Source organism: Sphingobacterium sp. lm-10, assembly GCF_023554555.1.
Taxonomy (GTDB): Bacteria; Bacteroidota; Bacteroidia; order Sphingobacteriales; family Sphingobacteriaceae; genus Sphingobacterium.
Genome location: NZ_JAMJWC010000001.1, coordinates 1066594 through 1080461, shown reverse-complemented (window position 1 = coordinate 1080461; position 13868 = coordinate 1066594). Strand labels below are relative to the sequence as shown.

Below are 13868 nucleotides of genomic sequence, written 5' to 3'. Positions count from 1 at the left end.
ACAACTTAAACATGTCACACCATTTGCACACTTTTCAAAAAGTCATGGTACTTTTTGTTCTCCTAGGCGCGACGATCGGTCGAAGCCACGCCCAACAAGTACAAGTACGGGGCGGTACACAAAATGAGTCTGGAGGTTTCTTATCCGGCGTTGGGATCGATGCGGTTCATACCGAAGACGGCTTGAGTTACACGACCACTTCTAACAATCAAGGATTGTTTTCATTCAGTGGTTTGCCGACGGGAGGGCCATACCACTTTATATTCAATTCACTGGGTTTTGAGCCTGACACCTTACGCGGCTACTATATAAGATCGGGCGAGGTGCTGGCACTCAGCATCAAGATGCGTCCGGTAACTACTGCAATAGAGGAAGTGGTGATTGGTTACGGAAGAATTTCCCGTAAGGATGTGACGAGTTCGATCACGACCATCGAAGCGGAAAATATGAATGTCGGTGTGTTGACCTCGCCTGCGCAAATGTTGCAGGGCAAAGTTCCGGGCTTAACTATTTCTACCAATAACAGTAACCCAAATGCGACGCCTTCGGTGAGTTTGCGGGGAGCATCTACCTTACGGACTGGCGAAGCCATGGAGCCGTATTATGTGATCGACGGTGTTCCGGGCGCTTCACTGGCGCTAGTAGCACCAGATGATATTGCGAGTATCAATGTACTTAGAGATGCATCTGCAACCGCTATCTATGGTTCGAAAGCAGCCAATGGCGTTATTATCGTGAGCACCAAACGTGGCAAAGCCGGACAAACGGGCGTTTCGTACAATGGCTATGTGGCGCTGGATAAAGTGGCGCGCCGCTATGAAATGATGAATGGCCCGCAGTACCGTCGATTTGTCGAAGAAAACAACTTTAGCATAGAACCAACGGACGATCTCGGTGCCGATACAGATTGGCAACGAGAAGTAGAGCGCACCGGCGTGTCCAACAATCACAACATTTCTCTACTAGGTGCTACCGAGCGTACCCAATACAACGCCAGCATCAATACCTTTCAGAATAATGGGGTGATAAAAGGTACTGACATGGGGCGGCAGATCGCTCGCGGTTTCGTACAGACCAAAGCGCTGAGTGATCGACTAACCGCTTCATTCAATGTCAATGCCAGTATTACCAAGCAAAATGATGTGCTTGCGCTTGGCGACGGGCTGAGCGTGTACGACGCCATGTATTACTATTTGCCAGTTTCGCCCGTTAGGCAGGAAGATGGATCGTGGTTTGAGAAGACAGACCGCTCTCAATACGTAAACCCGGTATCCTTGATCGAAGAAAATGCAAATTTTACAAAAACCAAGGTATTGCAGACACACGCGCGTTTGGGCTATGAGATACTGTCGGGCTTGACCTACAATTTGGATCTGTCGATGCAAAACCGACAGTTCAACCCCTCGCAGTATTACACCAGCAAATCCATGGCAGCGCGTAATCAAAATGGCCGTTCTATCCGCGCCGCAGTGGAAGACGAGCGTAAAGTAATGGAGATGAACTTTAACTACGAGAAGACATTTGGCGACAAGCATAAGCTGAATGCACTAGCCGGTTATTCTTGGGAAGAAAACAATAATAATGACGGTTTTCAACTCACTACATCCGATTACTATGATGATGGCTTAGGATATTACAATCCCGGAATGGCCAATGTGGTCGACTTGCTTGGATTCGGTAATTATTACCTGTCCACCTTACGCATGATCTCTTTTTATGGTCGATTGAATTATACGTATAACAGCAAGTACATCTTTCAGGCAACGGTACGTCGCGATGGTTCTTCTGCATTTGGTGAGAACAATCGCTGGGCAACATTTCCATCCATCTCTGCTGCATGGCGCCTGTCAGAAGAAAGCTTCATCCAGGATTTGGGTGTTTTCAACGATTTGAAACTACGTGCTGGTTATGGCGTGAGTGGCAATTCATTAGGATTTGATGTGTTTACAGCGCGCCGTGTATATGGAGCTACATCAAGCTTCTACACGGACGCCAACGGGCGCGACTTACGGACTTTGGCCGCTTTACGCAATGCAAATCCTGATTTAAGATGGGAACGTACAGGGATGCTCAATCTAGGTTTGGATTTTGCCATCTTGGATAATAGGCTAAGTGGTACCTTGGAATACTACACCAAAAATACGACTGACTTAATTTATGATTATGCGGTATCCACTACAAAATACCTGTATAGTTCCTTAACGGCGAATGTGGGCGAGATCAACAATCGCGGTGTAGAGCTTACCTTAAACTTTGCGCCACTGCGTACAGGAAGCCTACGATGGAACACCGATATCGTAGCTTCGCATAATAGAAATGAGGTAACTCGTATATCGAATCAAGAGTTTTCGACGGCATATATCGACCTGGCAAATCTGGGCGGTGCCGGACAAAGTAATGCGTTTCAACAGCGCTTGATGGAAGGGGCACCTATTGGACAATTCTATACTTGGGAGTGGGCTGGCTACAATGAAGAAGGCATTTCCACATTCTACGAGCGCGATGCACAAAGTGGTGAGCGCACAGGTAATACCACCATTACGCCAGTAAATAAAGATCGTGCAATGACTGGTACGGCACAACCACGCTATACCTTGGGTTGGAACAATAATTTTCAATACCGCGGTTTTGCGTTAACTGGTATGTTTCAAGGCGTATTTGGTCATCAGATCATGAATGCTACACGTGCTCGCCATTCTAATGTGGTCGGTAATGCGGGGCAAAAAAATGTCTTGGCTAGCGTGTTTGAAACCGAACGGATGACAGATATCAATGCCCATTATCTATCTGATCGCTATTTGGAGAACGGTGATTACCTACGTTTGGCTTACTTGACGTTGGCTTATCAAATTCCTACCAGTGGCACTTCAATCAAAAACCTGCGCGTATATGCTACTGTAAATAATGTATTCACACTCACCGGATATAAGGGTGTAGATCCTGAAGTGGATCTAGGCGGTTTGATGCCCGGTATCGATAATCGCCAAACTTATCCGCGTACTCGCACCTGGATGTTTGGTCTAAACTTTAACTTATAATCTGAATCAATCATGAAATTATCTTTCTATACTTCTATTATATCCAGTGCATTAGGTACGGCTTTGTTACTTGCATCTTGTACTGATCTGGATGTAGATATTAAATCTCAATACACCGAATTTCCCACTACAGAGCGCGCTGCCGAAGCGATCTCGGCAGATGTATATGCTGCCTATCGAAGTGCCTTGGGCAACAATCATTGGATGGTGCAAACGATATCATCTGATGAAGCCGTGAGTCTGGCCATCGGTACAGATTACTACGATGGTGGCCGCTTTCGCGAATTGCATGTGCACAATTGGACGGCGGATAATGCGCTTTTGCCAGGTATCTGGAATGGCGCCATGTCTGGCATCAACCTCGCCAATAATGTTCTCGCTATCTTCAATGATGACGAGGGCGAGAGCGCCGCACCGATGCGTGCCATGCGCGCGTACTTCTATTTTATCCTGATGGACAACTTTGGCGCTGCGCCGCTTATCGTATCGAAGGTAGACCAGATCCCAGAACGAACTTCACGTGCCGAGATTTGCCAATTTATCGAATCCGAATTGTTAGCAGTACGTGAGCGTTTGCCGGTTGCCGTTTCTGCAGCTACCTATGGTAAAGCAACGCGCCATATGGCAGATGCATTGTTGGCGAAGCTGTACCTCAATTGGAGCGTGTATACGGCGGGCGATGTCGCGACCTATACTCCTGCAATGACGAATGAAAAACTAAATGAAGTCGTGGCTTTTTGTGATGAAATCATTCAATCCGGACAGTTTAATCTTAGCAGCCATCGCTTTTTGGAGAAGTTTAGACCAGATAATGGTCCGCAGATTCGAGACTTTATATTCGCCATGCCTTATGATCGGGAGAAACAGCAGGGAATGACTTATGCTCGTTTCTGGATTCACCGTAGTAGTCAAAATCAATTTGCTCCGCTGCCGCAAAGTGTGGGGGGAACGTTACGCGTATTGCCCACGTTCCTAGAAAAATTTAATCTTCCAGGTGATGAACGCAATGCTTCGTATATGGGTGGTTTGCAATATTACTGGTCAGATTACGCGCCCGATCTTAGTCGACCATTCTTAATCAGAACGTCCAAACGAGGTATCGATCAGGATTATACGGGTGCAGATGCGGATGCCGTGTTTAACTGGCATATGGAAACGACCAAAGAGATAAAATTGCGCCCTGATGGTGGACCAACCCTAAATGCGGGTAATGACCAGAAGGGGAGATCTATGGGATATCGTTCTGTGAAATTCTATATGGATGTCAATGTGACGGCTGCAAATCAGCGAAGCCAAAGTAACGATGTACCGATCTTTCGCTATGCTGATGTCTTACTGATGAAAGCAGAAGCGATTCTTCGTGGTGCTGCGCCAACACAAGGGCAAACAGCGCAATCGCTGATTAATGAGATCCGTACTTATGTGAAAGCACCAAATCTGACACAACAGCCTACACTGACTGACTTGTTAGACGAGCGCGCACGCGAATTTGCAGATGAATCGTGGCGCAGAAATGACCTGATTCGCTTTGGTGTGTTTGAGCAAGATTGGGGCTTCAAGTCGCTTTACACAGCAGGCTACAGTGAAAACTTCCGTAGAATATTTCCTATTCCGCGTCCGGTAATGGAGGTCAATACCAATTGGACACAAAATAATGGATACTAGCAAAGACAACTACTGATGAAGAGAAGAGACTTTATGAAAAGTACACTAGGCACGGCGCTCAGCGCCGGACTAGCTACGGTACCGCTAGTGAATGGTATGGCAGGAACTCCAGAAGACATGGAAGGTACGGCTGTAGACGGACGTGTGGTAGCCAAGGGCGAATACGATGTGCATTTTGTCGCTATTGGTGATTGGGGGCGTAACGGTGCAGACCACCAACGGCAGGTAGCGGTGCAGATGGGAAAGTGGACGACAGCACATCCGAATGACTTCATCATATCCACGGGCGATAATTTTTACCCATCTGGCGTGGTCAGTGAGCACGATCCCTTATGGCGTTATTCCTTCGAAGATATTTATTCGGATTTTTCGTTGCAGTGGGATTGGTATCCCATTTTGGGAAACCATGATTACAAGTCAGATCCTGATGCACAAGTGCGATACAGCAAGATTAGCCGAAGATGGAAGATGCCTGCGCGTTATTATAGCAAAGAGTTTCGTTTGAAGGATGGTAAAACAGCCTTATTGGCATTTATAGATACCAATCCTATGATCCCGGAGTTTTACAGCAACAAAGAGTATGGTCCGCATGTGGAAGGGCAATATCCTGAACGGCAATTGGACTGGCTGGATGAGCTCCTTAGCACGTCGACGGCGACTTGGAAAATCGTGGTGGGGCATCATCCAATCTATACAGCTGGTCCTCGTACAGAAAACTATGATACCAAGGCGGTGCGCAAGGTGTTGCAACCTATTCTGGAAAAACATCATATTCCTGTCTATTTATCTGGTCACGAGCATTCGCTACAGGATGTCCAAGAGGGAGGAACCTGCTTTCGCCAGTTGATCTCTGGTGGCGGCTCTGAAGTGACGCCCGTGAAGCCGGATTTGGATTTTGTAAATTATGCAGCATCTGCCTATGGCTTTATGTATTTCAGCCTCAACCAAGAAAAGATGCAAGTACAATGCATTGACCATCAAGGAAAGGTGTTGTATACAACAGAAATAAATAATACGTGATCCATGCGTCGAATAATTCACGATGGGCGTCGTAAACTTTGTTTTGCAGGGAGTCCAAATAGTGGTTGATAAAAGAATCCCTCATCTTTCGATGAAGGATTCTTTTGCGGAGAGTGAGGGATGGGTTTAGCCCCACTTCCCCAAACGCAGCCCTAAACCTCCAAGGATCGAACCCCTGGCCAACCCTTCTGTTCGAACCCTCACAACACAAAAAATCCCTCATCTTTCGATGAAGGATTTCCTTGCGGAGAGTGAGGGATTCGAACCCCCGGACCTGTAACAGTCAACAGTTTTCAAGACTGCCGCATTCGACCACTCTGCCAACTCTCCGCTGCAAAGGTAGAAAATTACCATATAGCTCCAAAACATATTTTTTAGTGTGCTGAAAATGAATATTATGTATTTTTAACAGCATGAAATCTGCATTTTATCTGTACAATACCCCAGCTATTAATGTCTCAGAAGTTCCAAATTCGTTTCGTTATTACGCTTGTGTGACGATATAGAAAGAAGTAATTTCGCGTTGTATATGGCAGCACCTCGGAGAAGCAGAAAACAGGTAGTCGTTTCGACTAAGAAAGAACGTTTGCCGTACCTTCTTTGGAGTATTTTTATCCCGTTGATCTTAATAATGATAACTGGCCTATGGCATTATCGAGCAGGCATTATATATTATACACAGACATTTTTTAGTAATGATAAGCCCGATCAACCTGGTAATAAGAGGTACGATGCTAGGAATATTTTTCTAATGTCCCAGCATAAAGATTATACGTTTGGAATGGATGTTAGTCATTATCAGGGGCATATTGTTTGGGATAGTATACGTACGATCAATGATCAATTTCCACTAGATTTCGTTTTTATTCGAGCCACTATGGGAGAGTCGGGCAAAGACCGGGAATTCAAAAATAACTGGGTAGGGGCTAGTCAAAAATCAAAAATAAAGGGCGCCTACCACTATTATCGGCCCAATGAGAATTCGCTAAAGCAAGCAAAGAACTTTATTAGGCAAGTGAAGTTGCAACCGGGCGATCTTCCGCCGGTACTCGATATTGAAGAGTTGCCACGTAATCAATCACTTCAAAATCTTCAAAAGGGTTTAAAACGATGGTTGATCACGGTGGAGCAACACTATAAGATCAAACCGATCGTTTATTCTGGTGATAGCTATTATACAGACTTTTTAGAAAGAGAATTTTCTGATTATGTATTATGGATTGCTAATTACAATTTTTGGGTCGAATCGCCCAAAGATCATTGGGATTTTTGGCAATTTTCAGAAAAAGGCAGCGTCAACGGGATCGCATATCCTGTCGACTTAAACATGTACAAAGGCAATATAGAAGAGTTGGAAAAGCTGTGCCTGCCGTTCTGATTTTTTTGGTTAGTTTTGCTATAAATTAAGGGTTAATGTCAAGAGAGAAAAGACTTATTTTGCTGTCTTTGTTCACAGGTGTCGGATTGATGCTGGTGAAGTTTATGGCGTATTTTATCACAGAATCCAATGCGATATTTTCGGATGCCGCCGAGAGTATTGTCAACGTGGTCGCCTCTTCCTTTGCGTTCTATAGTATCTATCTGTCCGCTCGGCCAAAGGATGAAAATCATCCCTATGGGCATGGTAAGGTAGAATTCTTTTCAATCTTTGTAGAGGGAGGATTGATTTTTATCGCGGGTTCTATTATCTTGGTCAAAGCGTTCTATGCCCTGATCGTACCTTCTCCAATCACCAATATTATGGAGGGGTTGTGGCTAATTCTTGCTACTGCGATCGTAAATTTCGGTGTTGGAGAATATTTGAAAAGGAGGGGAGCTACTCTTCGCTCGATGACCATCGAAGCGGATGGGAAACATTTGCAGATTGATGCGATCAGCTCTATCGGATTGATCGCCGGGCTTTACCTGATGAAGGTCACACAAATGGCTTGGATCGATACGGCGCTTTCTGCAGGGTTGGGTAGCTATATATTGTGGAGTGGATACAAGATGTTGCGAAAGTCCATAAGCGGTCTCATGGATGAATCTGATGTCGAGGTGATGCAGGAGGTGGTAGATGTGTTGGGGACAACTCGTAAAGAGGATTGGATTGATGTACACAATATGCGCATTCAGCGTTATGGCAGAGAGCTGCATGTAGACTGTCATCTCACCATGCCGAAATATTACACACTAACAAAAGTACACGACGTAATCTCTGATTTTGAACATACTTTAAATAAAGGCTTGGATATGCCGACCGAGCTTTTTATTCACGCTGATCCCTGTATGCCGCAATGCTGTCATTATTGTAATGTCAAGGATTGTCCTATTCGCGCCGAGGAGTATAGCAAGCATATCGATTGGACATCCGTTAATCTCCCGAAGAATATGAAACATTTTAGGGAGTGTTAAATAACGTTTATCCCAAAAAAATGCGTACTTTTGTATCCTTGTAATTATTGCGAATCTTACTATTTGGGGTCGACCGGAATTGACAGGATAGCGATGGTTATGTAAGCATGCAGTGCATTGTTAGTCTAGCACTATAATCTGAACTTTCAACTTTACAACTGGCGAAGAAAACTACGCCTTAGCTGCTTAAGTTAGACTTAACATAGCTATTTGTCTCGTTAGACTTCGTTCTACCGTCTAACATCAGAGGCATCGAACTGTAGAACTGGTTAATGTGATGTTACTAAGCATTGACAAGATTCAGTAACTAAGGAGCAGGGTATAGGTAAGCGACTCACCTTCCAGGTTCCCGACAATTAAAGAGAAGCTAAGCATGTAGAAAGCGTAGATCATACTATGTTTGGACGAGGGTTCGAATCCCTCCGGCTCCACAAAAAAGCTCAATCGAAAGATTGGGCTTTTTTTGTAAGCGAGGGATGAGAATCCGACAGGAGGGTTCGAACTGTTTTCGCTGCGGGCCGGTGTGCGGGGTTATGGGACGCAAGCAATCCCTCCGGCTCCACAAAAAAGCTCAATCGAAAGATTGGGCTTTTTTTGTGACCGAGGGATGAGAACCCGATAGGAGGGTTCGAACTTTCTTCGCTGCGGGCCGGTGTGCGGGGTTATGGGACGCAAGCAATCCCTCCGGCTCCACAAAAAAAGCTCAATCGAAAGATTGGGTTTTTTTTGTAAGCTAGGGATGAGAACCCTTCAATCAGGTTCTTACTTAATGCCTGCGGATTTTTGGTACGAAAGCAATTCCGCTGGTTTCCTATTTCAATATGTAAAATAGTTGAAATTAGATAGTTATTGTATTTACTATTGTTAGTACGATTTTGTAAATCATGGCTTAGAGAATAAATAAGCAAAGGAATTATTTGTTCTTATTTAAAGCCATAAAAGACATTTTCAAATCAATGATGAATTAGGCTGCGAACACATGAAAGGCGCAGCAAACCAGATAGCCGATCACCACCATCTGAATAGTATTGATGTTAAAATGAGCAATATCATTTGGTGTATATATTTTTTTCTCAACATAGGTAATGTTTTATAAATAATGTGGAGAAATAACATGCTTATAAAGGTTATTTCGAATACTAGTTAAATTAGTAAAAGAGGCGTGTGAGGTAAAGAATGCGAGTGATATGGTGGTTGATATTGGTAATAAGTCGCCAATTTTGTACTATACTAAATTGATAAACGTTTAGGTAGATAATCACTTTTATCATTCTTTAACCATTAATAATTAAGTCTCCCTATTACATCTTTATCTATCTTTATTTAAGTTACTTGTGTGGTTTATATAGGCATAATTTGTTTCGTGTATAACAACTAATTTTGCGGAATATTGATCTTATGCAAATGCTTGATGGTTTTTATAGGTAATGCAAATATCTCGATGTTTCATTATTACTACTATGATTAGTTATAAAAAATAATATTAACATTTTAAATTTTCCTTTTATTATTAAATTTTATATATTAGCAAAAACTATTTATCTCATGTGTATGAAATTAAAATTAATTGGAACTTTCTTACTATTGGCTACAATGGTAGGTTGTTCAGTATCCGAACTTGAAAATTTAAATGATCAAGACCAGATTGATCAAGAAATTAAAAAAAGGAAATCAACAATCAGCAGAAGCGTAATGGCAGCTTCGGATCATGGCCCCACTAATTTAATTGGTCATGGTTATGACGCGACTGGTTTATATGCTAACAGAGTCTCTGCAAAGTTAGCAGTTATTGATGTGCCCAAGTTTATCGCCAACAATAATGAAAGATTTATAGATGATGTTGGTGTGAATGACGATTTTAGATATATAATAGCGGATAATGCGGAAAGCTATTCTGATTCTCTATCGATAAACATTAATAGCGGTTTTGGAGTGAAAAAAATGTTCCGTACTGAAATAAATGCCTCATTCGGTGGAAGTTCTGCTTATCATGGAAGTTATTCATTAGCAAGTGCTAACAAACGAATTTTTATGAGGACATTGAGATTGGCAACGGCAGTCGAGGATCTGAGAAATAACTATCTGAGTCGCGAATTTCTGGAAGATTTAGAAAAGTACTCTCCTCAAGATCTTGTGGAATTTTACGGAACCCACGTTTTAACTCATATTCATTTGGGGGCAAAATTTTGTTTGGGTTATAAAACAGAGACCAATACAGAAAATAAACATCAGTCAGTAGCGGCGGGGCTAGCACTAAATGGGTTACAAAAAGTATGGAATGTAAAAGTAGATTTTGCTTACAATCATTCTGCAGCTAATTCCAATTCTAAACAGCAGATTAACTATAGATCAATTGGTGGAGACGGTAGCAAAGGATTGGTGGGAGAGATGATTTTAGATGGCAAAACGCCTCAAAAGATTAATATCGACAACTGGCAATCTACCGTAAACTTAAAAAATGCGGTATTGATTGAATATGGAAAAAATGGAATGGTACCGATTTATGAGTTTATTTCAAATCCTACAAAAAGGGAGTATATGAAAATCTATTTGGAATGGTATCTAAATAAGAATTCGACAAAGATTACACTTAATAAGATTCCTGTATACAGATATTATTGGACTTGGGCTCAAGATCATATTTATGACCCTCGCCCAAACTTAAGAGATTATGACTCAAATCTACAAAAGGAACATATTCCATTCTATGTGTATAACTATCAAGCACCCAATAGTGTTCCCGTTTATAAATATTACATAAAGTCTTATAAATCACATGTGTACTACACCGACCCTAATTTGCAGCGTCGAAATTCAGACCTTTCAAATCAGGGTATAATATTTTACGTTCCGAAAGCTACTGTACCTGGGGCAGTTCCTATTTATAAGCATTTTCATGCCTCTATGCACGATCATACATTTGAAAGGAATAATTATTTTATAGGATGGGAGAATCAAGGCATTGTATTTTATGCTTTTCCCAAGCCGCAGTAGTAATTAAAGTCAGTAAGATTTCGAACCCAAGCTTTTAAATTAGCTTGGGTTTTTTTGTGGAATTACAGTTTGATTGTATGCAGTAAAAGGTGTGTAAAAGCAGTAGTATAATCTTGCGCATCCTATTCCCTAAGCGCAGATATTGTAATTGCTTGATAGCCTTAATTTAGTATAATATACTGGTGAGGTGGTTGTCAATGCATCTTAGCTAATCCAATTCATATTCGGGATTAATTTCTTACGTGCAATCGGATACAATAGCTTAATAACGGTCTGAAGAGACCAAAATCTTGCTAAAACACCAATATCTATCTGCGCATTAGAGTAAATATAAATTCATAAAAATAAAATTATTTTTAAATTATTGTTTTTATTTATGTATTGAATCCAAGTATAGCAAATTAATGTTATTTTTTTATTTTGTAGTTATGTTATATCTTTACATTATATTTATAATAGTATTAGTTATATATATTAAATTATGTCAATCGCTGTATTAATTTTTACATGATTTTTGTTGATCAATCTTAATTTTATTACAAACAAAAAGAAATAATGATACCTGAAAAGAAACAATATGTCTCTCCGGAAATACAGGTTGTGTTTCTTGCGCTTGAAGAGAACTTTTCTGCCTCATCGGCAGTGGTGAGGCTAGGTGGACCGAACTCTTCGAATACTCCTGAGATAGAGGGTTGGGAAGATCAAAACTCTTCGAGCAATTTATATTTTTAAACATGATGTCAAATTCTGTTCAAAGACATGGGATTATAGTTTATGCCTTCTTGGCAGTTATCATTTCTAGTCTAATCTTTTCTTGCAAAGAAGATTTGAACAGCATTAGTGGGGAATCAACGTCTATTTCTGTAGATATCATTGGCATTACAGAAGAAATAGAGGCCGGGCAGGGTTTAGGTCTTGGAATATTACCACGCGCTGCTTCAAAAATACTTGAAGCACAGGTACCCATTTCTCCAAATAACGTTATTAATTTTTCGGATCTATCAGATGTTCAGGCGACTATTATATCTGAGCAAACAGGTATCGACGACAGATCTTCTATTAACGAATTTGATAGGAATCCCACGATGTCGATGCTAGCAAGTACACAAGCAAGAGCTTCAACTTTAATGACGCAAGGTAGAACATACAGATTACTACTTTATTATAAGAGGAATGGTCAGTTTGCCATGTCTGTCTTAGCAAACGCTGGTACTACCACTAACATTGAAGTTGTACTCAATGAAGAGTACCTCTGGTATGCTTACTCCTATAATGATACCCAGGATATCCCACAGCCAGCAAATACTCAAAACCCAAGCATACAGACTCCGATAGAGAGGGATCTTTTATACGCTGCCGGCGAATTTAGAACTGTTCCGGGAAATACAACGTTGCCTATCACGTTCAAACACGAGTTGGCAAGAGTTACCGTTCGGGTAAATGCCGAGCCGATATATGCTCAAATCGTGGATTTGAACGCTATTTTTACAGATGAAACGCTAAGACAGGCAAGATTTGATTTGCGTGCTGGTACTAAATCGGGTATTACCCCCATCGCCACAGGCCCGCTTACTTTTAGCAATGTAACGACAGGTTCTGACGCGGTTAAGATAGCGACGTACTACACTGCCGACCCCTCCAACCTGAGCAATGTCCAGGTTAGATTCAATGCCCTGTCGGTTCGCTATCCTAATGGTCGAGTGGAGCAATTAGTGGTCAGTGGGTCACCTCTTACGCACACGGTTGGTAACTTTACACGACCTAGGGTCGGGATGTCACTAAATGGTAGTGTTAACCTACTTCGTGTAATTTCTGGTAAAAGAATTTTACATGTAAGCACTGATATCATTTTCGGTTATTCTGCTGGAGACCTCAATAGGGCATCTTACCGTATGTTATATGAGCCGCGTAATTTTGGAAATCAGACCAATAGTATATTCAGAATGCAGCCCTTTGTACGAACTCGCGTCTCTAGTATCGCCGCTTCCGATAGACTGCTGGTTCATCTTAGAGCGACACCTAGGCCGGATATAGTTATCATTGCGTTATTTTATCCTTTGAACACAGATGAAATCACGGAGTTAGCTAATTATGTGAGAGCAGGTGGAGTCTTGATTCTGATGATTGATAGTGCCCCAGATGTTGCGCAAAGCAATCAGCGGAGGAATGTTCTACGTAATATATTTAATACCGCAGCAATAGATTGGACTCGAGTTAATGGCTCCGGCGCGGTTTATCAGCTTCCCAACATAAATGATAGAATTCTAAATGGTCCATTTGGCGATATCAGAAATCTGTTTCGAGGCGAAGATGCGAATTCAACCACCTCACTTACCGGAGTTCCTACCGGTAATATTACGATATATACTGGAGGAAATGCCATAAACTATAGCAATCAAAGCAACCCCGGTATCACGATGTTCAAGCACAATACGCTTAATTTGTTTTTCGTAGGCGATGGTGGGATGTTGGCTAACAGCAGTTCAAGCGGATCAATCACTGATTATTTTGCCCAACCTTTTGCTACTGTACCTGCAGGCGGAAGTCCGTACGAAAACTTCCCGGTTCGCAAAGAGAGTTACGGCGGACCTGGAAATGGCAGGGCTGCAGGAAGCATGCCTGTTTATAATTCTGTTCTATTTGCCAATTTAATGGTTTGGGCTGCCGAAAGAGCAGAATACTATGGAATTAATACTAACTAACATTTCTGGAAATATATAAGAATTTAGGAGGTTAACGAAAATAGCATCATAGTAT

Annotated in this window: 7 protein-coding genes, 1 tRNA gene and 1 other RNA gene; 8 read left to right on the top strand and 1 reads right to left on the bottom strand. The window is 42.0% G+C overall.

The genetic code is table 11. The features are described from left to right. The first annotated feature begins 11 nt into the window (after window positions 1-11). Genes M8998_RS04230 through M8998_RS04220 form a run of 3 tightly spaced genes read left to right on the top strand, consistent with a single transcriptional unit; the run spans window position 12 to window position 5723 of the window. A complete protein-coding gene (locus M8998_RS04230; protein ID WP_249990879.1) occupies window positions 12-3038 on the top strand; it encodes a SusC/RagA family TonB-linked outer membrane protein in 3027 nt (1008 codons plus the stop codon). 12 nt (window positions 3039-3050) lie between these two features. After that, window positions 3051-4703 carry a RagB/SusD family nutrient uptake outer membrane protein gene (locus tag M8998_RS04225; protein ID WP_249990878.1) on the top strand — a complete coding sequence of 551 codons (1653 nt, stop codon included), beginning with the start codon at window positions 3051-3053 and terminating at the stop codon, window positions 4701-4703. A gap of 33 nt (window positions 4704-4736) precedes the next feature. Next, a complete protein-coding gene (locus M8998_RS04220; RefSeq protein ID WP_249990877.1) occupies window positions 4737-5723 on the top strand; it encodes a metallophosphoesterase in 987 nt (328 codons plus the stop codon). Window positions 5724-5968: 245 nt separating this feature from the next. Here the strand turns inward: M8998_RS04220 and M8998_RS04215 are convergent. Next, window positions 5969-6053, bottom strand: a tRNA-Ser gene (locus tag M8998_RS04215). Window positions 6054-6252: 199 nt separating this feature from the next. Here M8998_RS04215 and M8998_RS04210 point away from each other — a divergent pair. The 5 genes from M8998_RS04210 to M8998_RS04190 all read left to right on the top strand — a co-directional run bounded on the left by M8998_RS04210 (window position 6253) and on the right by M8998_RS04190 (window position 13813). Next, on the top strand, window positions 6253-7101 hold the full coding sequence (locus M8998_RS04210; RefSeq protein WP_249990876.1) for a GH25 family lysozyme: 849 nt from the start codon (window positions 6253-6255) through the stop codon (window positions 7099-7101). Window positions 7102-7136: 35 nt separating this feature from the next. Beyond that, a complete protein-coding gene (locus tag M8998_RS04205; RefSeq protein WP_249990875.1) occupies window positions 7137-8117 on the top strand; it encodes a cation diffusion facilitator family transporter in 981 nt (326 codons plus the stop codon). A 65-nt stretch (window positions 8118-8182) separates the two neighbouring features. Then, window positions 8183-8551: a transfer-messenger RNA gene (ssrA, locus tag M8998_RS04200) on the top strand. Window positions 8552-9668: 1117 nt separating this feature from the next. Next, window positions 9669-11111 (top strand): MAC/perforin domain-containing protein, encoded by a 1443-nt coding sequence (locus M8998_RS04195; protein ID WP_249990874.1) that lies wholly within the window; start codon window positions 9669-9671, stop codon window positions 11109-11111. A 734-nt stretch (window positions 11112-11845) separates the two neighbouring features. Continuing rightward, window positions 11846-13813 carry a fimbrillin family protein gene (locus M8998_RS04190; protein WP_249990873.1) on the top strand — a complete coding sequence of 656 codons (1968 nt, stop codon included), beginning with the start codon at window positions 11846-11848 and terminating at the stop codon, window positions 13811-13813. The last annotated feature ends 55 nt before the right edge of the window (window positions 13814-13868 follow it).

Coding starts and splice junctions, on each gene's coding strand:
- M8998_RS04230 (WP_249990879.1), top strand. CDS start 12: ATGTCACACCATTTGCACACTTTTCAAAAAGTCATGGTACTTTTTGTT.
- M8998_RS04225 (WP_249990878.1), top strand. CDS start 3,051: ATGAAATTATCTTTCTATACTTCTATTATATCCAGTGCATTAGGTACG.
- M8998_RS04220 (WP_249990877.1), top strand. CDS start 4,737: ATGAAAAGTACACTAGGCACGGCGCTCAGCGCCGGACTAGCTACGGTA.
- M8998_RS04210 (WP_249990876.1), top strand. CDS start 6,253: ATGGCAGCACCTCGGAGAAGCAGAAAACAGGTAGTCGTTTCGACTAAG.
- M8998_RS04205 (WP_249990875.1), top strand. CDS start 7,137: ATGTCAAGAGAGAAAAGACTTATTTTGCTGTCTTTGTTCACAGGTGTC.
- M8998_RS04195 (WP_249990874.1), top strand. CDS start 9,669: ATGAAATTAAAATTAATTGGAACTTTCTTACTATTGGCTACAATGGTA.
- M8998_RS04190 (WP_249990873.1), top strand. CDS start 11,846: ATGATGTCAAATTCTGTTCAAAGACATGGGATTATAGTTTATGCCTTC.